This is a genomic window from Glycomyces arizonensis DSM 44726, assembly GCF_000482705.1.
In the GTDB taxonomy this organism is placed as follows: domain Bacteria; phylum Actinomycetota; class Actinomycetes; order Mycobacteriales; family Micromonosporaceae; genus Glycomyces; species Glycomyces arizonensis.
In genome coordinates, this window is sequence record NZ_AXWO01000013.1 from 56,318 (window position 1) to 82,706 (window position 26,389).

The 26,389-nt window shown below is 70.6% G+C and carries 18 protein-coding genes; 10 read left to right on the forward strand and 8 right to left on the reverse strand.

What is annotated here, in order from left to right:
• Positions 1-34: 34 nt before the first annotated feature.
• The 3 genes from H613_RS0110575 to H613_RS31680 form a co-directional block, all read right to left on the reverse strand.
• The gene (locus H613_RS0110575; protein WP_026923770.1) at positions 35-979 is read right to left on the reverse strand and encodes an RNA polymerase sigma-70 factor; all 945 of its coding nucleotides are present in this window, start codon (positions 977-979) and stop codon (positions 35-37) included.
• A gap of 65 nt (positions 980-1,044) precedes the next feature.
• Positions 1,045-1,818 carry a hypothetical protein gene (locus tag H613_RS29190; protein ID WP_026923771.1) on the reverse strand — a complete coding sequence of 258 codons (774 nt, stop codon included), beginning with the start codon at positions 1,816-1,818 and terminating at the stop codon, positions 1,045-1,047.
• A 131-nt stretch (positions 1,819-1,949) separates the two neighbouring features.
• A complete protein-coding gene (locus H613_RS31680) occupies positions 1,950-2,897 on the reverse strand; it encodes a hypothetical protein (protein ID WP_211234771.1) in 948 nt (315 codons plus the stop codon).
• A 500-nt stretch (positions 2,898-3,397) separates the two neighbouring features.
• Between H613_RS31680 and gltB the strand changes: the two genes are divergently transcribed.
• The 8 genes from gltB to H613_RS0110625 all read left to right on the forward strand — a co-directional run bounded on the left by gltB (position 3,398) and on the right by H613_RS0110625 (position 16,329).
• A complete protein-coding gene (gltB, locus tag H613_RS25850; protein ID WP_051393222.1) occupies positions 3,398-7,870 on the forward strand; it encodes a glutamate synthase large subunit in 4,473 nt (1,490 codons plus the stop codon).
• The gene (locus tag H613_RS0110595) at positions 7,863-9,332 is read left to right on the forward strand and encodes a glutamate synthase subunit beta (protein ID WP_026923772.1); all 1,470 of its coding nucleotides are present in this window, start codon (positions 7,863-7,865) and stop codon (positions 9,330-9,332) included. The genes gltB and H613_RS0110595 overlap by 8 nt, the downstream gene beginning before the upstream one ends.
• A gap of 197 nt (positions 9,333-9,529) precedes the next feature.
• Complete coding sequence (pyk, locus tag H613_RS0110600) at positions 9,530-10,939, forward strand: pyruvate kinase (RefSeq protein WP_084546524.1); 1,410 nt, start codon at positions 9,530-9,532, stop codon at positions 10,937-10,939.
• On the forward strand, positions 10,939-11,835 hold the full coding sequence (locus tag H613_RS0110605; RefSeq protein WP_026923774.1) for an acyl-CoA thioesterase: 897 nt from the start codon (positions 10,939-10,941) through the stop codon (positions 11,833-11,835). The genes pyk and H613_RS0110605 overlap by 1 nt, the downstream gene beginning before the upstream one ends.
• Before the next feature lie 139 nt (positions 11,836-11,974).
• Positions 11,975-12,217: a ribbon-helix-helix domain-containing protein gene (locus H613_RS0110610; protein ID WP_051393241.1), complete on the forward strand. Its 243-nt coding sequence runs from the start codon at positions 11,975-11,977 to the stop codon at positions 12,215-12,217.
• The gene (locus H613_RS0110615; protein ID WP_026923776.1) at positions 12,214-12,651 is read left to right on the forward strand and encodes a PIN domain-containing protein; all 438 of its coding nucleotides are present in this window, start codon (positions 12,214-12,216) and stop codon (positions 12,649-12,651) included. The genes H613_RS0110610 and H613_RS0110615 overlap by 4 nt, the downstream gene beginning before the upstream one ends.
• Before the next feature lie 216 nt (positions 12,652-12,867).
• On the forward strand, positions 12,868-15,042 hold the full coding sequence (locus H613_RS25855) for an acyltransferase family protein (protein ID WP_084546525.1): 2,175 nt from the start codon (positions 12,868-12,870) through the stop codon (positions 15,040-15,042).
• Positions 15,043-15,129: 87 nt separating this feature from the next.
• The gene (locus H613_RS0110625; protein ID WP_026923777.1) at positions 15,130-16,329 is read left to right on the forward strand and encodes a sulfotransferase family protein; all 1,200 of its coding nucleotides are present in this window, start codon (positions 15,130-15,132) and stop codon (positions 16,327-16,329) included.
• Here H613_RS0110625 and H613_RS0110630 read toward each other — a convergent pair.
• Entirely contained in the window at positions 16,326-16,799 is a 474-nt protein-coding gene (locus tag H613_RS0110630; RefSeq protein WP_211234772.1) for a GNAT family N-acetyltransferase, read from the reverse strand. The genes H613_RS0110625 and H613_RS0110630 overlap by 4 nt on opposite strands.
• A gap of 152 nt (positions 16,800-16,951) precedes the next feature.
• On the opposite strand from H613_RS0110630, the gene H613_RS0110635 reads away from it, so the two are divergent.
• Positions 16,952-18,553 carry a glycoside hydrolase family 43 protein gene (locus H613_RS0110635; RefSeq protein ID WP_026923779.1) on the forward strand — a complete coding sequence of 534 codons (1,602 nt, stop codon included), beginning with the start codon at positions 16,952-16,954 and terminating at the stop codon, positions 18,551-18,553.
• 27 nt (positions 18,554-18,580) lie between these two features.
• On the opposite strand, the gene H613_RS25860 is transcribed toward H613_RS0110635, so the two are convergent.
• On the reverse strand, positions 18,581-19,549 hold the full coding sequence (locus H613_RS25860; protein ID WP_051393224.1) for a TetR/AcrR family transcriptional regulator C-terminal domain-containing protein: 969 nt from the start codon (positions 19,547-19,549) through the stop codon (positions 18,581-18,583).
• A gap of 161 nt (positions 19,550-19,710) precedes the next feature.
• On the opposite strand from H613_RS25860, the gene H613_RS0110645 reads away from it, so the two are divergent.
• Entirely contained in the window at positions 19,711-20,832 is a 1,122-nt protein-coding gene (locus tag H613_RS0110645) for an FAD-dependent monooxygenase (protein ID WP_026923780.1), read from the forward strand.
• A 120-nt stretch (positions 20,833-20,952) separates the two neighbouring features.
• On the opposite strand, the gene H613_RS0110650 is transcribed toward H613_RS0110645, so the two are convergent.
• From H613_RS0110650 to H613_RS0110660, 3 genes are all read right to left on the reverse strand, one after another.
• Positions 20,953-22,020, reverse strand: a complete 1,068-nt coding sequence (locus tag H613_RS0110650; protein WP_026923781.1) for a LacI family DNA-binding transcriptional regulator — start codon at positions 22,018-22,020, stop codon at positions 20,953-20,955.
• A gap of 95 nt (positions 22,021-22,115) precedes the next feature.
• Positions 22,116-25,058, reverse strand: coding sequence for a glycoside hydrolase family 2 TIM barrel-domain containing protein (locus tag H613_RS0110655; RefSeq protein ID WP_026923782.1), 2,943 nt, complete (start codon positions 25,056-25,058; stop codon positions 22,116-22,118).
• A 130-nt stretch (positions 25,059-25,188) separates the two neighbouring features.
• Complete coding sequence (locus H613_RS0110660; RefSeq protein WP_026923783.1) at positions 25,189-26,196, reverse strand: hydroxyacid dehydrogenase; 1,008 nt, start codon at positions 26,194-26,196, stop codon at positions 25,189-25,191.
• Between the last annotated feature and the right edge of the window lie 193 nt (positions 26,197-26,389).

The window sequence follows — 26,389 nt, forward strand, 5'->3', positions numbered from 1 at the left end:
ACAGGCGCGGCCTATGAGGCCTGACACACGGTGGTCACCAGGCGCTCATGATCGGTTCGCCGTGGTCGCCCGAGCGCCACTGGCGCTCGGCCCTGACCAGCTTGTCGGGGTTGACCATGTTGCGGACCGCCGAGACCCGCCCGCCGGTCACCTCGATGCCCATGATGCCGGCGAGGCGGCCGTCGACGACCGCCACCAGCGCCGGGGCGCCGTTGACGACGGCCGTGTGGATGGCGGCCGGGCCGCCGAGGAGTTCGCGCTTGGCCGCGCCGGGCTTGAACAGGCCGCGCAGGAACTTCGCGACCGCGAGCGCCCCGGAGAACGGCTTGGCGCGTGCGGGGACCTTGCCGCCGCCGTCGCCCACGGCCACGGCGTCTTCGGTGAGGAGCTTGACGAGCGCCTCGACGTCGCCGCCGGCGGCGGCGGCCAGGAACTCGTCGATGACCTTGCGGGCGGCGGCCCGGTCGACCTCGGCGCGGGGCACCTCCGCGGTGAGATGGCGCTTGGCGCGGTGGAAGGTCTGCTGGCTGCCGGCCTCGGTGATGTCGAGGATCGCGGCGATCTCGGCGTGCGAGTGGGAGAAGGCCTCGCGCAGGACGTAGACGGCGCGCTCGGTGGGGGAGAGGCGCTCCATGACCACGAGCACGGCCAGGGAGACCGATTCGCGCTGCTCGGCGGTGTCGGCCGGGCCGAGCATCGGGTCGCCGTCGAGGACCGGCTCGGGCAGCCATTGGCCCACGTAGGTCTCGCGCCTGGCCCGCGCCGACGTCAGCTGCGTCAGGCACAGATTGGTGAGGACCTTGGTCAGCCACGCCTCGGGCACCTGGATGTGCTCGCGATCGGCGGCGTCCCAGCGCAGGAAGGTCTCCTGGACGGCGTCCTCGGCCTCGCTCGCGGATCCGAGCAGGCGGTAGGCGATGGCCCCCAGGCGTGCCCTGGAGGCCTCGAAGAGGTCGACCTCGTGCGAACGCAGCGGCATGGTCCGATCCTATCCGCGACGCCGCCGCACCGGCGATGCGGCGGACCGGACCCGCGTCCGGTCCGCTACTCGACCTCGCGGACGCAGTAGATCGCCGTGATCGAGTCGATCTCGGGGTCCCAATCGCGTCCGGCGGAGACGGCGGTGTCGGTGAAGTAGTACTGCGTCCAGTCGTAGCCGTCGCAGGCGTTGCTGGCCGCCACCGAGTGCCATTCGTCCTCGGGGTCGGGGTCGTCGGGGGACTGCTCGACGTGGATCACCAACCAGTAGGCGCTCTCGGAGTCGCAGGGCACGACGTAGAAGCCCTCGTCGGAGTTCTCGATGCACTCGTCCTCCACCGGCACGCGGTAGACGGCCTCGTCGGACTCGGTGGTCGCCTCCTCGGGCGAGGGCGACTCGGAGGTGACCTCGTCGGACGGGCTCGGATCGTCGCTGGTCTCCACGACGGCGACCGGGTCCTCGGTCTCCTCGTCACCGCCGGTCAAGGTGATGCCGACGAAGATCGCCCCCGCCGCGATGACCGCGACGACGATGACGAGGGTCGCGATCAGGGGCGTGTTCGACGACCCGCCCGGCGGCGGGGGCGCGGGCTGGCCCGGCTGGAACGCCTGGCCCGGGTACTGCCCGGGAGGCGGGGTGCCGCCGGGCGGCACGCTGCCGGGCACGACGCTCATCGGCGGGTTCGCCTGGTACCCGGGCTGCCCGTAGGACGTCTGGCCGTACGGGTCGGGGCGCGAGTAGGGGTCGGCGTCGGTGGTGAAGTGCTGGGGCTGCGAGGGCGGACCGTACCCGGGCTGCTGCTGGTTGGGGTCGTACGGGTTCGGGGGCGGGTAGCTCATCTGGTTCTCCGTTGCATCGCCGGGGGACGGGCCGGTGCTCCCACCCATTCTAGGTGGCCAGTGCGACCGTCCCGAACACGACGAGGGCCGCCCGGCGGAGACGCCGGGCGGCCCTGCGGCCGTTCAGGGTGCTAGTGGTCGATGACGCACAGGATGCCCCAGACCTTGCCCTCCACGCCCGTGACCGGCCACGGGTAGTAGTTGGCGTCCGGGCACCCGCCCAGTTCGGCGTCCGACTCCTCCTGGGTCATCTCGACCGGCGGGGAGACCACCTCCGAGTTGATGACCTCGTAGACCGCGTTCGGGTCGTCGCAGGAGACGCTCCACCAGCCATCGGTGCTGTCGTCGAAGCACAGGCCGACGTCGGGAGTGATCGGCATGCGTCCCTGGTCGTCGGCCTTCTCGATGGCCTCGACGCAGTACAGGTGGTCGACCGGGCCGCCGAGGCCCTCGACCGACTCGGTGTAGACGTACTGGTAGCTCTTCCACAGCTGGCCGAGCTCCCAGCCCATGACCTCTTCGCCGCACAGGTCGATCACGGCTTGCGTGTCGGTCAGCTCGCCGGACATGTCGACCTCGGCGCCCGAGTCGTTCGAGACCGCGGTGATGGTCCAGAACGCGTTCGGGTCGTCGCAGGGGACGACCAGGTCGTCGGTCTCGCTCGAGAGCGCGTCGGCCATGCAGTCGCCGACCTCGGCCGCCTCGGCGGCCTCCACCTGGTCGTCGTTCAGCGTGTCGTTGTTCGGGTCGGTGTCGTCGCTCGAGTCGCCGCCCAGGAAGACGCGCAGGGCGATGACGATGCCGATCACCACGACGGTGCCGACGGCGCCCAGGATCTTCGCGGTGGCGCCGCCGCCCTTGTTGCCGGCCGGGGGCATCGGCGGCGGAGGGGCGCCGTAGCCGCCGGGCTGCGGGGGCGGCGGGTAGCCGGGCTGCTGCTGGCCGTAACCCGGCTGCTGCGGGGGGTAGCCCGGCTGCTGCGGCACGGGCCCACCCTGCTGCGAAGGATAGCCCGGCTGCTGAGGCTGCTGGCCGTAGCCAGGAGGCGGAGGGTTGCCGCCGGGTGGGGGATAGGTCATTGGTGAACTGCTCCTTGAAAACGTATTGTTGCAATGCCGACGGATGTACGGCAGGTGTCGTCGCGGCGGTGCCAGGGGTGGCTTGCGAGCTTCGCCATGACTCTGCCAGAGACGACCGACATGTCTCGCCCTGGACGCTCCAGGGGACGGCGTGCCGGCCTCGCCTCGGCAGGTGCCTCGATCACGGTGATGGGTGCCGTGCGATCTCAACACTCTAACCACCCCGCGCAACGCGCCCGCGCGCCGTTCCCACTCGGATGGGCGCGCTGCACGCCCATTGCGGCACGCTTGCGCAGGGAAATGACGTCCGGGAGGAAAACGCCCGGGCCGCTCGGATCGTAGGACGATGCCGTCCGCCAGATGAGCGATGCATTACACTCGTCTGACACTTTGTTTGCATTCTTTCGGGCCGACGTCGTCCCGTATGAGATACCGCCGTGTTCCAGCGCCCCACAGGCTGGAACGCTCGACGACGAAGGAGGCCAAGGTTGCGTTCTGCCATGCACCACGAACCAGGTCTTTACCGCCCGGAATGGGAGCACGACGCCTGCGGCGTCGCCTTCGTTGCGGACATGCAAGGCCGGGCCGCCCACAGCGTAGTCGAGCGCGGCCTGTCCGCGCTCGTCCGCATGGAGCACCGCGGCGCCACCGCCCCCGATCCGGACTCGGGTGACGGCGCCGGCATCATGCTCCAGATCCCCGACGCCTTCTACCGCGACGTGGTCGATTTCACCCTTCCCGAGGCCGGCCGCTACGCCGCCGGGCTCGTCTTCACACCGCTGGACGACGAGGACGCCACCGTCCACGCGCGCGCCATCGTCGAGAAGTACGCCGTCGCCGAGGGCTGCCGCGTCATCGGCTGGCGCGAGGTGCCCGTCGATCCCACCGGGCTCGGCGCGGGCGCGCTGGCCTCCATGCCCCGCGTCAGCCAGGTCTTCCTCGCCGCCGAGGACGGCGCCGCGGCCGGGATCGAGCTCGACCGGCTCGCCTACGCCGTGCGCAAGCAGGCCGAGCGCGAGATCCGCGAGCGCCGGTTCTCCGGCGCCGCCGTCGTCGGCCTCTCGGCCCGCACCATCGTCTACAAGGGGATGCTGACGCCCGCGCAGGTGCCGCAGTTCTACCCCGACCTGCGCGACGAGCGGCTCGCCAGCGCCATCGCGCTGGTCCACTCCCGCTTCTCCACCAACACGTTCCCGTCCTGGCCGCTGGCCCACCCGTTCCGGATGGTCGCCCACAACGGCGAGATCAACACGATCAGGGGCAACCGCAACTGGATGCGGGCCCGCCAGGCCGAGCTCGCCAGCTCGCACCTGCCCGGCCGCCTGCGGCGCCTGCTCCCGATCAACACGCCCGGCGCCTCGGACTCCCTCGCGTTCGACGAGGTCGTGGAGCTGCTGCACCTGGGCGGGCGGAGCCTGCCCCACGCGATGCTCATGATGATGCCCGAGGCCTGGGAGCACAACGCGACCATGGACCCCAAGCGGCGCGACTTCTACCGCTACCACGCGGCGATCATGGAGCCGTGGGACGGCCCGGCCGCGGTCTGCTTCACCGACGGCACCCAGATCGGCGCCGTCCTCGACCGCAACGGCCTGCGCCCCGCCCGCTGGTGGCGCACCACCGACGACCTCGTCGTCCTCGCCTCCGAGTCCGGCGTCGTCGACTTCGCGCCCAGCGAGGTCGCCGAGAAGGGCCGGCTGACGCCCGGGCGCATGTTCCTGGTCGACACGGCCGCCGGCCGCATCGTCGATGACGAGGAGATCAAGGACGACCTCGCCAAGGAGCACCCCTACGGCGACTGGCTCCACGCCGGGCTCATCCGCCTCGAGGAGCTGCCCGAACGCGAGCACGCCGTCTACAACGCCGAGACGGTGCGCCGCCGCCAGCTCACCTTCGGCTACAGCGACGAAGAGCTGCGCATGGTCCTGGCCCCCATGGCCGCCTCCGGCGCCGAGCCGGTCGTCTCCATGGGCTCGGACACGCCCATCGCGGGGCTCTCGAAGCGCCCGAAGCTGCTCTACGACTACTTCACGCAGCTGTTCGCGCAGGTCACCAACCCGCCGCTCGACGCCATCCGCGAGCAGCTGGTCACCGCGCTCGGCACCATGATCGGCCCCGAGGGGAACCTCCTGGAGCCCGGGCCGTACTCGTGCCGCCAGATCGAGCTGTCCCGCCCGATCCTCGACAACGACGAGCTCGCCAAGATCCTCGACATCGACGAGGACGGCGACATGCCCGGCTTCAAGGCCGTGCGCGTCTCCGGCGTCTACAAGGTCCGCCACGGCTCGCGCGGCATGAAGGACCGCCTGACCGAGATCTGCCGCCACGTCTCCGAGGCCATCGAGGACGGCGTGCGCATCTTCGTCCTGTCCGACCGCGACTCCACCGCCGACCTCGCGCCGATCCCCTCGCTCCTGCTCACCGCGGCCCTGCACGAGCACCTCGTGCGCGAGCAGACCCGCACCAAGATCGCCATGGTGGTCGAGAGCGGCGACTGCCGCACCGTCCACCACGCCGCGGTCCTCATCGGCTACGGCGCCGCCGCCGTCAACCCCTACCTCGCGTTCGACTCCATCGAGGAGCTGTGCGACGAGGGCGTGGTCGAGGCCGAGCCCGCCCAGGCCGTGCGCAACTACATCGACGGCCTGTGCAAGGGCGTGCTCAAGGTGATGTCCAAGATGGGCATCTCCACGATCGCGTCCTACACCGGCGCGGAGGTCTTCGAGGCCGTCGGCCTCGACGCCGACTTCGTCGACCGCTACTTCACCGGCACCGACTCCCGCATCGGCGGCATCGGCCTCCAGACCATCGCCAAAGAGGTCGCCGAGCGCCACCGGCGCGCCTACGAGCGGCCCGTCGACCCCGCCCAGCCGCTGCCGCCCGGCGGCGACTACCAGTGGCGCCGCGAAGGCGAGGTCCACCTGTTCAACCCCGAGACGGTGTTCCTGCTCCAGCACGCCACCCGCTCGGGCCAGTACGAGGTGTTCAAGCGCTACACCAGCAAGGTCGACGCGATCGCCGCCGACTCCGGGCTGCTGCGCGGCATGCTCGACTTCGAGACCGACTCGCGCGAGGCGGTCCCGATCGACGAGGTCGAGCCGGTCGAGTCGATCGTCAGGCGGTTCCACACCGGCGCCATGTCCTACGGCGCGCTCTCCCAGGAGTCGCACGAGACTCTCGCGATCGCCATGAACCGCCTCGGCGGGCGCTCGAACTCCGGCGAGGGCGGCGAGGACGCCGAGCGCCTCTACGACCCCGAGCGGCGCAGCGCCATCAAGCAGGTCGCCTCGGGCCGCTTCGGCGTCACCAGCGAATACCTGGCCACGGCCGACGCGATCCAGATCAAGATGGCCCAGGGCGCCAAGCCCGGCGAGGGCGGCCAGCTGCCCGGCAAGAAGGTCCATCCGTGGATCGCCGCGACCCGCAACGCCACGCCCGGCGTCGGGCTCATCAGCCCGCCGCCGCACCACGACATCTACTCGATCGAGGACCTCGCCCAGCTCATCCACGACCTCAAGCACGCCGGAGGCGGCGACGCCGAGGTCCACGTGAAGCTCGTCAGCGAGGTCGGCGTCGGCACCGTCGCCGCCGGGGTCTCCAAGGCCAAGGCCGACACGATCCTCATCTCCGGCTACGACGGCGGCACCGGCGCCGCCCCGGCCAACTCGGTCAAACACGCCGGGACGCCCTGGGAGATCGGCCTCGCCGAGGCCCAGCAGACCCTCATCGGCAACGGCCTGCGCGACCGCGTCAAGGTCGAGGTCGACGGCGCGATGAAGACCGGCCGCGACGTCGTCGTCGCCGCGCTGCTCGGCGCCGAGGGCTACGGCTTCGCCACCGCGCCGCTGGTCGTCGCGGGCTGCGTCATGATGCGCGTGTGCCACCTCGACACCTGCCCGGTCGGCGTGGCCACCCAGGACCCGCTGCTGCGCGCGCGCTACAACGGCAGCCCCGAGTTCGTCGAGAACTTCTTCCGCTACATCGCCGAAGAGGTCCGCGAGTACCTCGCCCGGCTCGGCTACCGCTCCCTCGACGAGGCCATCGGCAACGTCGAGCGGCTGCGCCAGACCGCCGGGGAGGGCCGCAAGGCCGCCCGCATCGACCTGTCCAACGTCATCGCATCGCCCGTCGAGGGCACGCGCGTGCGGGTCCGCCTCCAAGACCACGAGGTCGAGCGGACCCTCGGCGCCCAGCTCGTCGACATCGCCAGGCCCGCGATCGAGGAGGGCCGCACCGTCGCGGCCGACCTCGCGATCCGCAACACCGACCGCTCGGTCGGCGCGCTCCTGGGGGCCGCGGTCAGCCGCGTCCACCGCGAGGGCCTGCCGGACGGGTCGATCGACCTGACCTTCAGGGGCACCGCCGGGCAGTCCTTCGGCGCGTTCCTCACCCGCGGGGCGAACTTCAAGCTCATCGGCGACGCCAACGACTACCTCGCCAAGGGCCTCTCGGGCGGCCGGATCGTGCTGCGGCCCGACGCCGGGGCGCCCTTCAAGGCCGAAGAGAACGTCATCGCGGGCAACACCATCCTCTACGGGGCCACCTCCGGCGAGGTCTACATCCGCGGCAAGGTCGGCGAGCGCTTCGGCGTCCGCAACTCCGGGGCCGTCGCCGTCGTCGAGGGCGTCGGCGACCACGGCTGCGAGTACATGACCGGCGGCACCGTCCTCGTCCTCGGCCCCACCGGGCGCAACTTCGCCGCGGGCATGTCCGGCGGCGTCGCCTACGTGTGGCGCCTGGACGAGAACCGCACCAACACCGCGCTGGTCGACCTCGACGAGCTCGGCGCCGCCGACATCGACCTGGTGCACAACCTGCTGCTGCGCCACGGCCGCGCCACCGGCTCGGCGGTCGCCGCCGACCTGCTCGGCAACTGGCCCAAGGCCGCAGGAGGCTTCACCAAGGTCATCCCCACCGAGTACAAGGCCGTGCTCGCCGCCCAGATGCAAGAGAAGGAGGCGCAGCATGCCTGACCCCAGTGGGTTCCTCCAGCACGGACGCGAAGTGCCCAAGAAGCGGTCGATCCCGCTGCGCGTCCTCGACAACCGCGAGGTCTACGAGCGCACCAGCCCCGAGCTGGTCACCGCCCAGGCCTCGCGCTGCATGGACTGCGGCATCCCGTTCTGCCACAACGGCTGCCCGCTGGGCAACCGGATCCCCGAGTGGAACGACCTGGCCCGCACCGGCCGGTGGGGGGCCGCGATCGAGCAGCTCCACGCCACGAACAACTTCCCCGAGTTCACCGGCAGGCTCTGCCCCGCCCCGTGCGAGGCCTCCTGCGTGCTCGGCATCGGCGACGACCCCGTCACGATCAAGAACATCGAGGTCGAGATCATCGACCGGGCCTTCGACGACCGGAACGTCGCCCCGCGCCCGGCCGAGCGGTCCACCGGCAAGTCCGTGGCCGTCGTCGGCTCGGGCCCGGCGGGCCTGGCCGCCGCCCAGCAGCTGGCCCGCGCGGGCCACGCCGTCACCGTCTACGAGCGCGACGACGCGCCCGGCGGACTCCTGCGCTACGGCATCCCCGACTTCAAGCTCGAGAAGCGCCACATCGACCGCCGCGTGGCGCAGATGGAGGCCGAGGGCGTCGAGTTCGCGTGCGGCGTCAACGTCGGCTTCGACCTGTCCGCCGAGGACCTGCGCGAACGCCACGACGCCGTCGTCCTGGCCGTCGGGGCCCTCGAAGGGCGCGAGACCGACCAGGCCGGGCGCGAGCTCGCCGGGATCCACCAGGCCATGGAGCACCTCGTCGGCGCCAACCAGGTCGTGGCGGGCAAGGCCCCGTTCGCGCCCATCGACGCGCGCGGCAAGCACGTGGTCATCATCGGCGGCGGCGACACCGGCGCGGACTGCCTGGGCGTGGCCCACCGGCAGGGCGCGGCCTCGGTGCGCCAGCTCGACCTGTACCCGATGCCGCCGACCGACCGCGACGCCGAGCGCGACCCGTGGCCGACCTGGCCGGTCATCGTGCGCAACTACCCGGCCCACGAGGAGGGCGGGGAGCGCGACTACGGCAGCGCCGCCGCCGAGTTCATCGGCGATGAGCACGGCCACGTGCGCCAGATGCGACTGAGCGAGGTCGTCGTCGACAAGTCCTCGGGCCGCCGCGTCGTCAACCCGGTGCCCGGCACCGAGCGGATCGTCCCGGCCGACCTGGTCCTCCTCGCGATCGGCTTCGCCGGAACCGAGGACCAGCAGCTGCTGCGCCAGCTCGGCGTCGAGCGCAGCGGCCGCGGCGTCATCGACTGCGGCGAGGACTGGCAGACCGACGCGCCCGGCGTGTTCGTCGCCGGGGACGCCCACCGCGGCGCCTCGCTGATCGTGTGGGCGATCGCGGAGGGCCGCGCCGCCGCCGCGGCGGTCCACCGGTACCTCGGAGGCGAAGTGGCGCTTCCCGAACCGGTCGCCGCCGACGCGCAGCCGCTCACCGCATAAACGCCGATACCGAATTGCGCGCGGGCGGCCCCGCCGATTGGATGACGCTTTCACGGGCGACCATTCGGGGAGGCCGCCCGCGCGCAATTCCGCCTGTCTCCAATGTGCAATACGGCGCCATTCGCCTTACCGTGAATTCCGCCTCCCAACTGCGGTGACCTCGCGAGCGCGAATCGGCGCCGATATAAGCTCCCAGGGTGACTCGTAGAGCAAAAATCGTCTGTACCATCGGGCCCGCGACGGCCACGCCCGAGCGCATGGCCGGCCTGATCGACGCCGGTATGAACGTCGCGCGAATGAACTTCAGCCACGGCACTCAGGCCGACCACGAGGCCGTCTACCAGATGGTCCGCGAGGCCGCCGACGCCGCGGGCAAGCCCGTCGCCATCCTGGCCGACATGCAGGGCCCCAAGATCCGCCTCGGCACCTTCGCCGACGGCTCCGAGCAGTGGAACGCCGGGGACCGCGTCTTCATCACCTCCGATGACGTCGAGGGCACCCACGACCGCGTCTCGTGCACCTACAAGAAGCTCCCCGGCGAGGTCACCAAGGGCGACCGCCTCCTGGTCGACGACGGCAAGCTGGCTCTCGAAGTCCTCGGCGCCGACGAGACCGACGTCGAGTGCCTCGTCGTCGAGGGGGGTCCGGTCTCGAACCACAAGGGCCTGTCGCTGCCGAACGTGGCCATCTCCGTGCCCGCCCTCTCGGAGAAGGACGTCTCCGACATGAAGTTCGCCCTCAACCTGGGCGTGGACCTCATCGCCATGTCGTTCGTGCGCCACCCCGACGACGCGCGCCTGGGCCACAAGGTCATGGACGAGGTCGGCGTGCGGCGCCCGATCATCGCCAAGGTCGAGAAGCCCGAGGCCGTCGACCGCCTCGAGGAGATCGTGCTCGCCTTCGACGGCGTCATGGTCGCCCGCGGCGACCTGGGCGTCGAGATGCCGCTCGACGAGGTGCCGATCGTGCAGAAGGAGATCATCCGCCTCTGCCGCGAGAACGCCAAGCCCGTCATCGTCGCCACCCAGATGCTCGACTCCATGATCGAGAACGCCCGGCCCACCCGCGCCGAGGTCTCCGACGTCGCCAACGCCGTCCTCGACGGCACCGACGCGGTCATGCTCTCCGGCGAGACCTCGGTCGGCAAGTACCCGATCGGGACCGTCCGCACGATGGCCAAGATCGTCGAGACCACCGAGGGCGGGCCCATCGACGTCGCCCACATGGAGCACGACCCCAGGACCAAGGCCGGGGCCATCACCGCGGCCGCCGCCCAGATCGCCGACTCGATCGGCGCGAAGGCCCTCGCGGCGTTCACGCAGACCGGCGACACCGTCAAGCGCCTGGCCCGCCTCAAGCCGAACCTGCCGATCGTGGGCCTGACCTCGATCGAGTCGGTGCGCAACCAGATGGCGCTGTCGTGGGGCACCGACGCCTACCTCGTCGAGCACGTCGACCACACCGACGCCATGTTCGCGCTGGTCGACAAGAGCATGCAGGAGCACGGCCTGGCCTCGCACGGCGACCTGGTCGTCATCGTGGCCGGCACCCCGGCCGGCACGCCCGGCTCGACCAACACCGTCCGGGTCCACCAGATCGGGTCGTAGTGGGCGAGGTACTCGTCGGTCAGGACGCCGTGGACTCGCTCCTCGGCGTCCTCGACCTCGAAGAGATCGACACCGGCCTGTACCGCGGGCCCCGGGCCGAGGTCGGCCTGCAGCGGGTCTTCGGCGGCCAGGTGGCCGGGCAGGCGCTCGTCGCCGCCGGGCGCACCGTCGCGCCCGACCGGCGCGTCCACTCCCTGCACGGCTACTTCGTGCGGCCGGGGGACTCGTCGAAGCCGATCCTCTACCAGGTGGAGCACATCCGCGACGGCCGCTCCTTCTCGGTGCGGCGCACCGTGGCCCTCCAGGGCGGGCGGACGATCTTCTTCATGTCGGCCTCGTTCCACACCGGCGAGCCGGGTCTGGAGCACGGGGACCCCGCGCCGACGGGCCTGCCCGCGCCCGAGGCGGTGCCGACGATCGCCGAGCGCCTCCAGGCCGACCCGGACCGCCTGAGCATGTGGGCGCGCATCCCGCGCCCGATCGACGTGCGCTACCTGGGCGGCTCGGGCTACTTCCGCTCGGGCGAGCGCCCGGCCGAGGAGCGCCAGCGGGTGTGGATGAAGGCCGACGGGAAGCTGCCCGACGACCCGCTCATCCACGTCTGCGTGCTGACCTACGCCTCGGACCTGACGCTCCTGGACTCGGTGCTGAGCCGCCACGGCGCGGTGTGGGGCCCGGGCGGCTACCTGGGGACGAGCCTGGACCACGCGCTGTGGTTCCACCGGCCCTTCCGCGCGGACGAGTGGATCCTGTACGACGCCGAGTCGCCGACCGCCTCGGGCGGCCGCGGCCTGGCCCAGGGCCGCTTCTTCGACCGCGACGGCCTCCACATAGCCTCGGCCACCCAAGAGGGCCTGCTGCGCCAGACCCCGGACTTCCCCCCGGGCGTGCCGTAGGCCGAACCATCGAACAGCGAGGGGCGACCCGCCTGCGGCGGGCCGCCCCTCAGCGTTTGGCGGACGGTGTCATATGCGGAAATACCGAACGGCGTGCACCGGCTTGATCACGCAGCAGGAGGCGGGTACCATATGTGGCATGAAGAAGACCACCGTGTATTTTCCCGAGGACCTTGAGCTGCGGCTCGAGGCCGAGGCCCGTCGTACGGGAGCGAGCCAGGCAGAGCTCATCCGCCAGGCTGTGGCGGCACTGCTCGACCATGTCGAATCGGAGCGCGAACTGAAGCCTTGGCCGACGTTCAACTTCGGCGGTCCGATGACGCTTGAAGAGATGGATCAGGCGATCTATGAGAGCATCAAGCGGAAAGTCGCACGCCGTTGATACTGATAGCGGACACCTCGGGGCTCATCGCCGCGCTGAATCCAGCAGAAGACATGCACGCCGCCGCGCGCGAAGTCCTCAAGAGGGAGACCGCTGTGGTCTCGCCGCTGGTGCTGCCCGAATTCGATCATCTGATGGGGCAACGAATCGGATTCGACGCGTCGACCACGGCGGTGAAGTTCGTCCTCGATCAGTTCAGTGCGGGGAGGCATCGGTTGGCGTCGATCACGGTCGATGACCTGCTTCGAGCGCATGAGGTTCGGATGAAGTACGCCGATCTCTGCCTGGACATCGCCGACACGGTCGGCGTCGTTCTCGCGGATCGGTACAAGACCGATCGCGTCTTCACCCTCGACCAGCGCGACTTCCGTGCTATCAAGCCGCTGACCTCCGGATTTGACGCGTTCAAGATCCTTCCCTACGACGAGGTCTGACGGCGGTTCCGGCTGCTGGAGCACCGGTTCTGGCGGCGCCGACGGGACGGGCGGGCAAATGAGACTAATGCCACTAACTCGGAGTCTCTCGGTGCCAATGGGTGGAAACTGCTAGGGTCACCACTCGTCCCCCCGGGATTCCGATCCCGATTGCCAGCCCAGTGGTGCCCGACTGGGGAAACCAGCGCCCGGTGAACCGTTCGGAGACCGACACCTATGCGTTTGACCAGCGCACCACGACCGGAGAAGACGTCGAACGACGCCACCACCGACTCGGCGGCGAAGGAGCGCCCCGGCCACTGGCGCCCCGACATCGAGGGCATGCGGGCCGTGGCGGTGGGCATCGTCATCGCCGGCCACATCGGCTTCCCGTACATGGCCGGCGGCTTCGTCGGCGTCGACGTGTTCTTCGTGATCTCGGGCTTCCTGATCACCTCGCTGCTGCTGCGCGAGATCGACAAGACCGGCCGCGTCTCGATCACCCGCTTCTACGCCCGCCGCGCGGTGCGGCTGCTGCCCGCCGCCGCGACCGTCCTGCTGGCGACGCTGGCCGCGGCCTGGCTGTGGCTGCCGCGAACCAGGCTCGGCGACATCGCCGCCGACACCGCCGCCGCCGCGCTCAACGTCGTCAACATCCGCCTCGCCGTCGAAGGCACCGACTACTTCAACGCCGACGCCGACCCCTCGCCGCTCCAGCACTTCTGGTCGCTCGCGGTCGAAGAGCAGTTCTACCTGGCGTGGCCCCTGATCCTGCTGGCCATCGCGCTCCTGGGCGCACGCTTCGGCAAGCCCGGCAAGTTCCAGGCCAGCCCGCACCTTGGTTTCTTGCGTACTGCCGCCATCACCGGCCTCCTCGTCGCGGTCGCCGCCGCCTCGTTCTACCTCAGCGTCACCCGCTCCGCCGACGACGCCGTCTGGTCCTACTTCGGCATCCACACCCGCGCCTGGGAGCTCGCCGTCGGCGCGCTCATCGCCGTCGCCGCGGCCCGGATCAAGCGGATCCCCGCGCCGCTCGCCGCGCTCGCCTCCTGGGCCGGGCTGGCCCTCGTCACCGCCTCGGTCTTCCTCTTCGACGAGCGCACCACCTTCCCCGGCTACGCCGCGGCCATGCCCGTCGCGGGCGCCGCCCTGGTCATCGCCGCCGGGTGCGTCCCCCACCGCGGCGGCGCGACGGTGCTGCTCGGCATCGCGCCCGCCCAGTACGTCGGCAAGATCTCCTACGGCCTGTACCTGTGGCACTGGCCGCTCATCATGATCGGCCCGGCCGCCCTCGGGCTCGAAGAGCCGCGCCTGCGACACCTCCTGGTGCTCATGGTCGCCGCGTTCATCCTCGCCGTCGCCACCTACCACCTGGTGGAGCACCCGATCCGCACCCGCAAGCCCCTGGTCCAGGTGCCCTCCCGCGCCCTCGCGATGGGCGGCGGCCTCATGGTGTGCGCCCTGGCCGCCTCGTTCGTCGCCGTCACCCAGCCGGTCCAGATCAAGGACGCGGCCGAGGCCGAGGAGATCACCGGCGACGACGCGACCGTCTGGGAGGTGCTCGACGACTCCTCCGACGTGGAGGACGTGCCGGCCAACCTCCAGCCGCCGCTCGACAACGCCCGCCAGGACAAGCCGCTGCCCTACCAGGCGGGCTGCATGACCATGCAGGCCGCCACCGAACCGGCCGACGACTGCTGGTTCGGCGACCCCGACGGCGACAAGACCATGGTGATCTTCGGCGACTCCCACGCGACCCAGTGGTTCCCGCCGCTCAACCAGCTCGCGGAGGTCTCGGGCTGGAAGATGCTCGTCCTCACCAAGGCCGCGTGCAGCGCGCCGGTGGTCGAGGAGTACAACTCCGAGCGCGGCCGCGAGTACACCGAGTGCACCGAGTGGCGCGAGAACGCGCTCGACGAGATCGAGGACCTCGAACCGGAACTCGTCTTCGCCTCCAACTCGGACAACAAGGAAGTGCTCGCCGACGACCCCGACCAGGCGTGGGTCGACGGCTGGATCGAGACCGCCGAGCGGCTCACCGCGGCCGCCGACGAGGTCTACGTCATGGCCGACACCGCCTGGGGCGTGGGGAACGTGCCCGACTGCCTCTCCGAGCACCCGAAGGACGCCACCGCGTGCGTCAACGACCTCGACGACGCGGTGGTCTTCCCCGAGCGCCGCGAGAAGGCGATGGCCGCGGTCGCCGACGTCGGCGCCGAGGTGATCGACCCGATCCCGTGGATCTGCGACACCGAGGAGGGCAAGTGCCCGGTCGTGGTGGGCAACCTCCTGGTCTACCGCGACAGCAACCACCTGTCCGCGCGCTTCGCCTCCCAGTTGGCGCCGCAGCTCGCCGCCGTCATGCCGATCGAGGACGCACCCGCCGAGGGCGAGACCCAGCAGGCGGGCTGATCGCCTTGAGCCCCAAGTGGTTCCGCCTGGGCGCGATTAAATGTAGGCTTATTTCACAATTACAGCGCCCCAAGAGGAGAAGCCGCAATGCAACGAGTCGCCCCCTGGCTCAAGGCGGTCAACGTCGTGCTCGCCCCCACCATCGCGAATAGACGGAACAAGGTCGACAAGGCCATCGACCGGGCCGTCCGCGCGGCCGAGGCCAAGACCGACGGCACCGCCTCGGGCGACGAGCGGTTCATCGAGGAGATGCGCTTCGTCCTCAGTTGCTTCGCCGACGTCGACGATCTCACGCCCATCGGCTGGATGGGCACCGTCGGCGACCTCGGCACCCGACTGGAGAACCGCTTCCGCATCCGCAAGCTCCACGCCCAGCACCCCGAGATCGCCGACGAGCCGATCGAGCGCCCCATCGTCGTCGTCGGCATGCCCCGCACCGGCACCACCGTCACCCACCGCGTCCTCGCCGCCGCCGAGGCCCACCGCGCCCCGCTGATGTGGGAGCTCCTGCACACCGACCTCGGCGACATCCCCGAGGCCACCCGCGCCGAATACCTCAAGCAGGCCGCGAAGGTCGCCGAGGGCGCCGCGAAGGCCTCCCCGGCCATGCGCAGCATCCACACGCTCGGCGCCGAGGAGCCCGAGGAGTGCGTGTTCGTGCTGCCCCACGGGCTCATCTACCTCGTGCGCGCCCGCATGCCCCGCTACGAGCAGTGGATGCTCGACCGCGACTACACGCCCGACTACCAGTACCTCAAGCAGGCCCTCCAGGTCCTCCAGCACGGTCGGGAGCGCCGCCGCTGGGTCCTCAAGTCCCCGGCGCACCTGTGGAACCTGGAGACCCTGCTCAAGACCTTCCCCGACGCGCAGGTCGTGTGGACCCACCGCGATCCGGCCACGGTCCTGGGCTCCATGTGCTCGCTGGCCGAGACCAGCATGTCCGCCCACGTGAGGAACCCCGACCCGCACCAGATCGGCCGGACCTGGCTCGGGATGCTCGCCACCGGCGTGGGCCGGGCCACCGCCGCCCGCCGGAACCTGCCCGAGGACACCCTCATCGACGTGCCGTACCGCCACCTGACCGAGGCGCCCGGCAGGCGCCTGCCCGATCTGTTCGAACGCCTCGGCGCCCCGTGGGGCGAGCGCGAGCGGCGCGGCCTCGAAGGACTCCTGGCGCACCGCGGCGGCGGCAGCGGCCACCGCTACGAGCTGTCCCGCTACGGCATCGCCGACGCCGAGGTCGAGCAGGCCTTCGGCGACTACGGCCGCTTCGTCGACAGCCTCTAGAGCTCCAGGGAGAAGCCCCACAGCAGGACGTCCGGCATCGGCCGCCAGTCAAGCTGCGGCGCGCGCTCGAAACCGAACCGCTCGTAGATGCGATGCGCCGTCGTCATCTCCTGCTGCGAGCACAGCACGATGCGCTTGACCCCGGCCTCGGCGCGGGCCCGCTCGACGCAGTGGGCCACCAGTGCCGAACCGATGCCCTTGCGGTGACCGAGCGGATCGACGGCGAGCATGCGGATCTCGGCCTCGCCTGGCCCGGCCATGTTGGCCATCGGCCCGCCCGCCAGCACCAGCGTGACGCCTCCCAGCAGGCGTTCGGCGTCGGCGGCGACCAGCACCTCGGCGGTGGCCGCGCGGGCGGCCACGTCGCGCAGGTGCGCCGCGTAGTAGTCGTCCGGGCCGTGCAGGAATCCGCCCTCGAGGTAGGCGCGGACCGTGATCTCGCCGAGCGAGGCGTGCTCGGACTCGCGCACCGGCCGAATTGTGAAAGCGGGGGAGGATGGTTCTGGCATAAGGGCATTCTCGCGCACCGAGGCGACATTCCGCATGCCCGTATCCTTGCGCGGCGGCGCGGTCCGGTGTTGGATTGTGAAAACGTATTCCTGCCATCGGAAGGACCGCAGCCTTGCACCGTTACGCCGTCCGCAACCCCATCCTCCCCGGCTTCCACCCCGACCCGTCGATCGTGCGCGTCGGCGAGGACTACTACCTCGCGACCTCGACGTTCGAGTGGTGCCCCGGCGTGCGCCTCCACCACTCCCGCGACCTCGAGCACTGGCGGCCGCTGGGCGGCATCGCGGACTCGCCGCGCCTGCTCGACCTCACCGGCGTGCCCGACTCCGGCGGCGTGTGGGCCCCCGACCTGACGTACGCGAATGGCCGCTTCCACCTCGTCTACAGCGTCATGGACAGCTTCGGCCTCGGCTACAAGGACTGCGCGAACCACCTGACCACCGCCACCGACCCCGAAGGGCCGTGGAGTGACCCGATCCGCCTGCCCGGCAGGGGCTTCGACGCCTCCCTCTACCACGACGAGGACGGCACCTCGTGGCTGCTCAATATGATCGGCATCTCCAAGCCCGGGAAGGGCTTCTCCGGCATCGAGATCCAGCGCCTCGAAGGCGGGCGGCCCGCGGGCGACCCCGAACTGCTGCTCGCGTCCTCACCCGAGGGGGTCACCGAAGGCCCGCACCTGTACCGCAAGGGCGGCTGGCACTACCTGCTCGCCGCCGAGGGCGGCACCGGCTTCCACCACGGCGCGCTCGTCGCCCGCTCGCGGGACCTCTTCGGCCCCTACGAGTTCGACCCGAACGGGCCGCTCATCACCGCCCGAGACAAGCTCCACCTCGAACTCCAGAAGGCCGGCCACGGCTGCCTCGTCGAGACGCAGACGGGCCAGTGGTACCTGACGTATCTGACCTCGCGTCCCTACACCGAGGTCGAGGAGACCATCCCGGACACGGCCCGCGAACGCGACGCCACCGGTCGGTCCGTCCTCGGCCGCGAGACCGCCATCGCCCCGGTCGAATGGGTCGACGGCTGGCCGCGCGTGGCGGGCGCCGCGCCCGCCGTGGCGATCGCCGCGCCCGACCTGCCCGCCCATCCCTGGCCCGAGTCGCCCGCCCGCGACGACTTCGACGCGCCCCGACTCGACCCGCGCTGGAGCACCGTGCGCCGCCACGCCGCACCCGACTGGGTCGACCTCACCGCGCGGCCCTCGCATCTGCGCGTGAGGGGCGGCCAGTCGCCGTTCGGCCGCCGCACCCCGAGCCTGGTCGCTCAGCGCGTCACCGCCAAGCACGGCGTCTTCGAAGCGGGCCTTGAGTTCACGCCGGCCACCGAGCACCAGAACGCGGGGATCGTCGCCTACTACAACGCCTACAACTGGCACTACCTCCAAGTCTCCCTTGAGGAAGGCGAACCGGTGCTCTCGCTGGTGACCTCCGATCTGGCCGAGCGGGACTACCACCGGATCGCCCCGGTGGGCCCGAAACTGGACCTGCGGATCGCCTTCGACGGGCCGGTGCTGCGCTTCGCCTACCGCGAGACCGAGTGGATCGAGCTCGGCCTGGAGCGGGACGCGACGATCCTGTCCGACGAGTACGCCCGGATAAGCGGCGAGGGCGGCGTCCACCTGCTCGGCTTCACCGGCGCCTTCGTCGGACTGTGGGTCCAGGACCTGGCGGGCGAGGGCGGATACGCCGACTTCGGCTATGCCTCTTATTGAGCCGCGCCTGTTATTGACCCGTGCCTCCTATTGACCCGAGTCGCGGGCCGATGAGGCGGAGGCGGTCCGCCCGCGGGCGGCCAGGGTTTCGAGGCCGTTGAGGAGCATCGTGAGGCCGAGCTCGAACATCTCGTCGAGGTCCATGTCGTACCCGTCGGGCAGCGACGCGAAGTGGCCGAAGAACTTGGCGAAGTGCGGGTAGCGCGCCATGACCCCCTCGCCGTTGAGCGTGGGCACATACTGCAGATCGGTCCACTCCTCGGACGACAGGCCGGTGGCCGACAACGCCTCGTCCTCGCGCTCGAAGTTCGCCGCCAAGCCCACGACGTGGCTGTACAGCAGCACCTGGACATCGAAATGAAGCTTCGGCGGCAAGCCGACGCCGTCGAGCGCCCCGAGCAGGCGGTCGCTGAACACGAGCAGGTTCGGCAGGGGCAGCGGCCGGGTGAGCGGGTGGAGCCGGCCGAGCCACGGGTGCGCCCGATGCAGCCGCCACAGCGCACGCGTGAGGGTCTCGATCCGTTCACGCCACGGCCCCGACTCGTCGTCCTCAAGCGACATGGTGCCGTAGACGCTGTCGGCCATCGCCATCACGAGCTCGTCCTTGCCTTCCACGTGGCGGTACAGCGACATCGGCGCGATGCCGCAGCGGCCGGCGACCGCCCGCATCGACACCGCTTCCAGCCCTTGGGCATCGGCGATCGCCGCCGCCTCGGCCAGCACCCGCGCGCGGGTGAGTTCCGCAGCGGCTTCGCCCGACCCCCGCGCCGAGCGGCGCGGCGCGACGACGGTGCCCGAGCGCGGGCGGGTGTGCACCAGGCCCTCGGCGCGCAGCACGCCCAACGCCTTCGCCGCAGTGGCCAGAGCCACACCGAATTCCTGGGCGACCTGGCGGGTGGAGGGCACCTTGTCCCCGGGCGCCAGCTCCCGCTCGGTGATGCGCCTGCCCAGCTCGGCGGCGATGCGCGCATAGGGCGGCTCGGCCTGTCCGGTCACGACGGCTCCCTTCCCGGTCCTGTCCTATGACAGATCCGCGTCCGCGCGGCCTGCCGAAGCCTCATTGTACTAGTGCAGTTGAATCGTGTATTTGCAGCTCATGGACGGATTTCTTATCGTGGTTCCCGGTAACGAAGTACAACGTATTCGGAGGAACCCCGATGGCCACCGTTCTCATCTCCGGCTCCAGCGTCGCCGGTTCGGCCCTCGCCTACTGGCTGCGCGAGCAGGGCTTCACCCCTGTCGTGCTCGAACACGCCCCGGCGCCGCGCCGCGGCGGCCAGGCCGTCGACGTGCGCGGGGCGGCCTTGTCCGTCCTTCGCCGTATGGAACTCGAAGCCGCCGCCCACGGGCTGGAGAACCACACCGACGGCATGTCCATGCTGGATGCCGAGGGCAACGAGGTATTCCGGTCCGAGGAGGTCGCGCTCTCCTCGGGCAACCTCGACTCCGGCGACATCGAGATCCTCCGCGAGGACCTCGTGGATCTCATCCAGGAACGCAACCAGGGCATCGAGCACTGCTTCGGCGACTCGATCACCGCCATCGCGCAGGAGGACGGCGGCGTCACCGTCGAGTTCGAGCACGCCGCGCCGCGTCGCTTCGACCTGGTGATCGGGGCGGACGGCCTCCACTCCAACACCCGCCGCCTCGCCTTCGGACCCGAGTCGCGGTTCATCCGCCATCTCGGAACCTACCTCTCGGTGTTCAGCGAGGAGAACTACCTGGGTCTCGACCGGTGGCAGACCTGGTTCAACAGCGGTGCCGTCGGCGGCACGGTCATGACCGTGCGCGACAACGCCGAGCTGAGGATCTTCCTCGGCTTCGCCTCCGATCCGATCGAATACGACTACCGCGACGTCCAGGCGCAGAAGCAGCTCATCGCCGACAACGTGACCGGCCTCGGCTGGGAGGTGCCCGGCTTCATCGAACGGATGTGGAAGTCGGAGGACTTCTACTTCGACGCGATGGCGCAGATCAAGATGGACTCGTGGTCGTCGGGGCGGGTGTCCCTCGTCGGCGACGCGGCGCACTGCGCGGCGCCGCTGTCGGGCCAGGGCACCAGCCTCGCGATGGTCGGCGCCTATGTCCTCGCCGCCGAGCTGGGGCGCACCGATGACCACGAAGTCGCCTTCGCCCGATACGAACGGCGCATGCGGCCGTTCGTCGAGGCCAACCAGGCGCTCGCCCTCATGGACCGCGAGAAGACGCCCCCCGAGGAGATGGTGGCCCGCACCGACGCGGTCAAGAACGCCATCGACCTCGACGCGGTCGTCGACTAGCTCTCGGACTGGCCTCATTGCGGCGCGGGCCGACCGCCGACGCACCGCCCGGAACTGACGGACTTTCCCGTGGCGCCGCCCCCGGTCACCTCGGCCGGGGGCGTTCGCGCGCCTATCCGCTCATGCGTTGGGGCGCTTCGGCGGCGCCACCGATTCCCGCACCACGATATGCGTTCCCAGCACCACCGGATCAGCGCTCGTGTCAGCCCGGCGCAGGCCGAGTCTTACCGCTTCCTTCCCCAACTCCTCATGCGGCACATGCACAGTGGTGAGCGCCGGAGTCAGGTCGGAGGCAAGCGGTATGTCATCGAAGCCGACCACCGACATGTCCTCCGGCACGCGCACCCCCGCCGCCCTCAACGCCTTCAGCACACCGGCGGCGACCATGTCCGTGGCCGCGAACACCGCCGTCACATCACCGCGCTCGGCCAAGATCCGCTCAGCGAGCGCAATGCCGCTGGCCTTGGTGAACTCACCCTGGAGCAGCAGCGACTCGTCGACCTCCACGCCATAGTCGGCATGAGCCCGCCTGAATCCGCGAATGCGCTCGTCAGTGGTCGACAGACCCTCGTTGATGCCCACATAGGCAATCGTCCGATGCCCCGCCGACAGCAGGTGCGAGGTCATCGCGTACGCCCCGCCCTCGTTGTCGTAGTGCACCACCGTCGCAGGCACATCATCGCCGAGCGAGGGCCGCCCGCACAGCACCAGTCGCGAATCGGACTTGTCCAGCGCCGTCGCGAAATACCGCATCCGCTCGGTGTACTTCTCGTCATCCCACGCCCCGCCTACGACGATCACCGCCTCGGCGTGCTGCTCGCGCATCAGCTCCACCACCGCCAGCTCCCGCTCCGGATCACCGTGCGTGGTGCACAGCAGGCACAGCCTTCCCTCCGAGGCGGCCTGCTGCTCCACGCCGCGCGCGATATAGGCGTAGAACGGCCCCGTCACGTCGTCGACCACGAACGCGACCGTCTTGGTCGTCGCCCCCGCCAGCGCCCGCGCGTGCGCGTTGACCACGTAGTCGAGATCCCGCATCGCGCGCAGCACCTTCGCGCGCGTGGCGGGAGCGACCGGGTAGTTCCCGGCCAGCACCCGCGAGACCGTCGGCACCGACACCCCCGCGCGGGCCGCCACGTCCCGGATCGTCGGGCGCTTCGCGGTGTCGGGATTCGACTTCTTCGGCACGGGGCGCCTTTCCTTAGTGCTGCTGTCCCACTCAGCCTAAATTACGGGCCGCGACGCCGCCCGCGCGGAGCGATACCGCCGCGGCCCGTGATCCACTACTGATCGGACACCGCGAAACCGACCGTGAACACGCTCGCCTCGGCCGGCAACCGGTGCTGCGGCAGCACGCCAGGTCCGCACGAGGACGTGCCGATGCCCTGGAGCGCCGCGTCGAGGTTGACATGGACCCGCTCGCGCTCGACCAGGTCCGTCGTGTGCCTCGCGGCCTCCAGGTCCTCGGACGTCCACGGCCGCACCGTCAGCGCGAAGTGCGGCGCGCCGAGCACCGTCAGCCCGGGACCCCCCTCGCCGCTCAGGCGCGCCCAGCGCACGTCGACGCGGGAGCCGTTCTCCTGCGGGAAGACGTACGGCGTCTGCATCGCATCGACGGTGGCGCTGTAGCGGCCGACGCGGGCGGCGGCCCGGGTGTCGGCGTACGCCTCGCCAGGACCGCCGCCGAACCAGCTGACATTATTGATATATCTCGGCAACGAGGTACGGAGCCCGAGTCGCGGCAGCGGGAAGTCCCATTCACCGAGCGGCCGAGTCTCCAGCGTCAGCCAAGCCCTGCCCTCGCCCTCGAACCGCCAGCGGTAGACCGCCTCCATCGCGAGGTCGGTGGCGGCCGGGGCCACGCGCGTGCGCACCACGGTGCATCCGTCTTCGGCGGCGATGTCGATCGTCTTGTGCTCCAAGCGGTGCAGGCCCGCCTTGCGCCACTGCTCGGCGACGGCGCCGTTGCGGTGCCAACCGCGCAGGTCGTTGTCGGTCGGCGCCCGCCACAGGTCCAGGCGCGGCCCCTCGAACTCCAGCCCGCCCAGCCGCACCAGCCGCCCGTGCGCGTCGAAGACCGCCCCGGCGGTCGGCATCTCGCCGGGAGTGAACGCCTCGGCCGGTTCCCCCGAGCGCTCGGCGAGCGGGATTCCGGCCTCAAGCCGCTCCTGGCCCCAGGCGACGGCGTGTCCGGCCTCGGCCCACGGCCGGTCCTCGGCCAGGACCGCGGTCACCGTCAGCCAGCGCTCGCCCTCGGCGGGCTTCGCGATCGCCTCGCGCAGCGCCGGAGGCCAGGCCGCGAACACCGAGCCGCCCGCCGGGACGGCCGGCACGTCGAGCGCGCCTTCGGCGACAGCCTCGCCGTCGTCCTCCAGCGTCCAGGCGAACCGCAGGTGCGCGGTGTCGGTGAAGTCGTATCCGCTGCTCACGCCCACGGTCGCCGAGTCCGGTTCGACGATGATCTTGACCGGTTCGATGACCTTCTTGTACTCCACGAGCCCCGGTGAGGGCGTCCGGTCGGGGAAGACCAGGCCGTCGGTGACGAAGTTGCCGTCGTGGAGCGGCTCGCCGAAGTCGCCGCCGTAGGCGAAGAACTCGCGGCCGTCATCGGTGCGCTGCCTGATGCCGTGGTCGATCCACTCCCACACGAACCCGCCCTGGCACCTCGGGTGCTGCTCGAACAGGCGCTGGTACTCCGAGAGCCCGCCGGGGCCGTTGCCCATGGCGTGCGCGTACTCGCACAGGATGAACGGGATGGACCGCCGGTGCTCGTCGAGCGCCGGGTCCTTGGTGGGGTCCTCGGTGCCCTGGCCGATCCGGTCGGTCTCGGCGTGGTCGGCGTACATGCGGCTGTAGACGTCGACGTAGCCGCAGTCCCAGTCGCCCTCGTAGTGGATGGGGCGGCCGGGGTCGCGCTCCTTGGCCCACGCGGACATGGCGGCCAGGTTCTGGCCGGTGTGGCTTTCGTTGCCCAGCGACCACATGATGACACTGGCGTGGTTCTTGTCGCGTTCGACCATGCGGGCCATGCGGTCGAGGTAGGCCTCGCGCCACTGCGGTTCGTCGGACGGGTTGCCGCGCCAGCCGATGTGGACGAAGCCGTGGGTCTCCAGGTCGCACTCGTCGACCACCCACATGCCGAGCTCGTCGCACAGGTCCAGGAATCTGCGATCGGGGGGATAGTGGCTGGTCCGGACGGCGTTGATGTTGTGCCGCTTCATGATCTCGATGTCGCGGCGCATCGTCTCGACCGTGAGGGTCCGGCCGGTCCGCGGGTCCCACTCGTGGCGGTTGACGCCGCGCAGCAGGATCCGCTTCCCGTTGACCTTGAGCAGGCCGTCCTCGATCGTGACGGTGCGGAAGCCGATGCGCAGGCTCGCGCGCTCGCCCGCGGTGGCGACCTGGGCGTCGTACAGGCGCGGCGTCTCGGCCGTCCACGGTTCGACCTCGATGGCGGCGCTCTCGCCGATGGCGATGTCGATGCCGAGTTCCGGCACGGTGACGCGGCCTTCGGCGTCGGCATCGACGTGGAGCGTCCCCAGGCCGGTGCGGTGGTCGTAGTCGGCGTGCGCGAAGAGGTCTCCCAGGCCGCTCTCGGGGCGGTGCAGCACGGCGACGGAGCGGAAGATGCCCGAGAGCCACCACATGTCCTGGTCTTCGAGGTAGGAGGCCGCCGACCACTGGTGGACGCGGACGGCGAGGGTGTTCTCGCCGTCGCGCAGGTGCTCGGTGGCGTCGAACTCGGTGGGGAGCCGCGAGCCCTTGCCGTCGCCGAGCCTGACGCCGTTGAGCCACACGGCGAAGCAGGAGTCGACGCCTTCGAAGCGCAGGACCGTGCGGCCGGTGGAGGGCCAGTCGGCGGGGAGGGTGAAGGTGCGCCGGTACTCGCCGGTGGGGTTGGCGTCGGGGACGCGGGGCGGGTCGATCGGGAAGGGGTAGACGGTGTTGGTGTAGGCGGGGGCGCCGTGGACCGGTGCGCCCGGGATGCCGGTCATCTGCCACATCGACGGCACCGGCAGCGTCTCCCATGCCGCGTCGTCGTGGCCGGGCCGCTCGAAGCCTTCGGTGAGGTCGTGCAGGCCGTCGGCGAGATGGAATCGCCAGTCGCCGTCGAGGCTGAGCGCGGCGGCGTCGGAGGGTGGTGCCGCGCGGGGCGCGAGCCGCCCGGTGCCCGGGCTAACGCTTTCCACGTAGGCGAGTTCGCTGTCGGAATCAGTTCGGCTCATCGCCACGGTTCCCTTCGGTGTGCAGTCCGTCCGGCGTCACTGGGCGCATGCCCCGTGTCGAGTGCCGCCTCGCGGGGGAGCTTAGTTCGCCCGCCGCGATTAGGCAGCCAGAGTGAGTCCGTTGTCACACTCAAGCCTGCCGCCACAGGATCGCCGGGTCCACCCGGTGCGCGAGCGGCTCGCCCGAGGCGAGACGCTCGGCCTCCTCGACCATGTAGAGGCCCATGCGGGACAGCTCGTTGCCCTGCGATCCGGCCACGTGCGGGGTGAGGAAGACGTTGGGCAGGTCGAACAGCGGCGATTCGCTCGGCAGCGGCTCGGGGGTGGTGACGTCGATGACCGCTGACAGGCGCCCGCCCTGCAGTTCGGCGGTGAGCGCGTCGGTGTCGACGAGGTTGCCGCGCGCGGTGTTGACCAGGACGGCGCCGTCCTTCATGGCGGCCAGGCGTCCGGCGTCGATGAGGCCCGCCGTCTCGCGCAGGTCGGGGGCGTGGACGGAGACGATGTCGGCGGTCGCCACGAGCTCGTCGAGCCCGACGAGCCGGGTGCCGAGCGCGGCGGCCTCGGCCTCGTCGACGAAGGGGTCGGCCAGGAGGATGTCGAGGTCGAAGGGCCGCAGGAGTTCGATGACCCGCCGGCCGATCTTGGAGGCGCCGATGATGCCGATGACGCGCCCGAAGTTGCCCACCTGCGGGTGGACGAGGCCGAGCGTGAACGAGCGCTTCGCCTTGAAGTCCTCGCGGAGGTGGAAGATGCCCTTGCCCGCCAGGAGGATCGAGGCGAGCGTGTATTCGGCGACGGGGACCGCGTTGGCCTCGGCGGAGGAGGAGACGGCGAGGCCGCGTTCCCATGCGGCCGGGGTGATGTGCCATTTGACCGAGCCCGCGGCGTGGAGGACGGTGTGCAGCAGCGGTGCGGCCTCGATAGCGGCGGCGTCGATCCTCGGGGCGCCCCAGCTGGAGACGATCACCTCCGTTTCGGCGAGCGCGGCGGCGGCGCGCGGCTCGTCGAAGTGCTCGGCCACGGCCCCGGGGTCGATGTCGAGGACGGCGGTCAGGCGCCGCAGCAGCGGTTCGGGGAACAGGCGGGGGAGGTGCTCGGGGTTCATGGCGAAGAGTGCCCGGGGTCGATCAGCCACTGGAGGTCCTTCAATCGGCGCGGATAGATATCGGTTTCTACCGTAGGGCCGCCATGCCGTCTTGTCGATAGCGCGGGTCCGATATTTTCTCCTCCTGCGCTCAACTGCATATTCGATCGACGAGCCGCTTCATGGAATTCATGAAGGTAACGATTCGGCCACGTCGGCTTGCATTCATGGCAGGCCACACCTA

What these genes read in the sequence shown, in the direction of transcription:
- H613_RS0110610 (WP_051393241.1), top strand. Translation starts at nt 11,975, where the DNA reads ATGAAGAAGACCACCGTGTATTTTCCCGAGGACCTTGAGCTGCGGCTC.
- H613_RS29190 (WP_026923771.1), bottom strand. Translation starts at nt 1,818, where the DNA reads ATGAGCTACCCGCCCCCGAACCCGTACGACCCCAACCAGCAGCAGCCC.
- gltB (WP_051393222.1), top strand. Translation starts at nt 3,398, where the DNA reads ATGCACCACGAACCAGGTCTTTACCGCCCGGAATGGGAGCACGACGCC.
- H613_RS25855 (WP_084546525.1), top strand. Translation starts at nt 12,868, where the DNA reads ATGCGTTTGACCAGCGCACCACGACCGGAGAAGACGTCGAACGACGCC.
- H613_RS0110645 (WP_026923780.1), top strand. Translation starts at nt 19,711, where the DNA reads ATGGCCACCGTTCTCATCTCCGGCTCCAGCGTCGCCGGTTCGGCCCTC.
- H613_RS0110625 (WP_026923777.1), top strand. Translation starts at nt 15,130, where the DNA reads ATGCAACGAGTCGCCCCCTGGCTCAAGGCGGTCAACGTCGTGCTCGCC.
- H613_RS0110595 (WP_026923772.1), top strand. Translation starts at nt 7,863, where the DNA reads ATGCCTGACCCCAGTGGGTTCCTCCAGCACGGACGCGAAGTGCCCAAG.
- H613_RS0110655 (WP_026923782.1), bottom strand. Translation starts at nt 25,058, where the DNA reads ATGAGCCGAACTGATTCCGACAGCGAACTCGCCTACGTGGAAAGCGTT.
- H613_RS31680 (WP_211234771.1), bottom strand. Translation starts at nt 2,897, where the DNA reads ATGACCTATCCCCCACCCGGCGGCAACCCTCCGCCTCCTGGCTACGGC.
- H613_RS0110575 (WP_026923770.1), bottom strand. Translation starts at nt 979, where the DNA reads ATGCCGCTGCGTTCGCACGAGGTCGACCTCTTCGAGGCCTCCAGGGCA.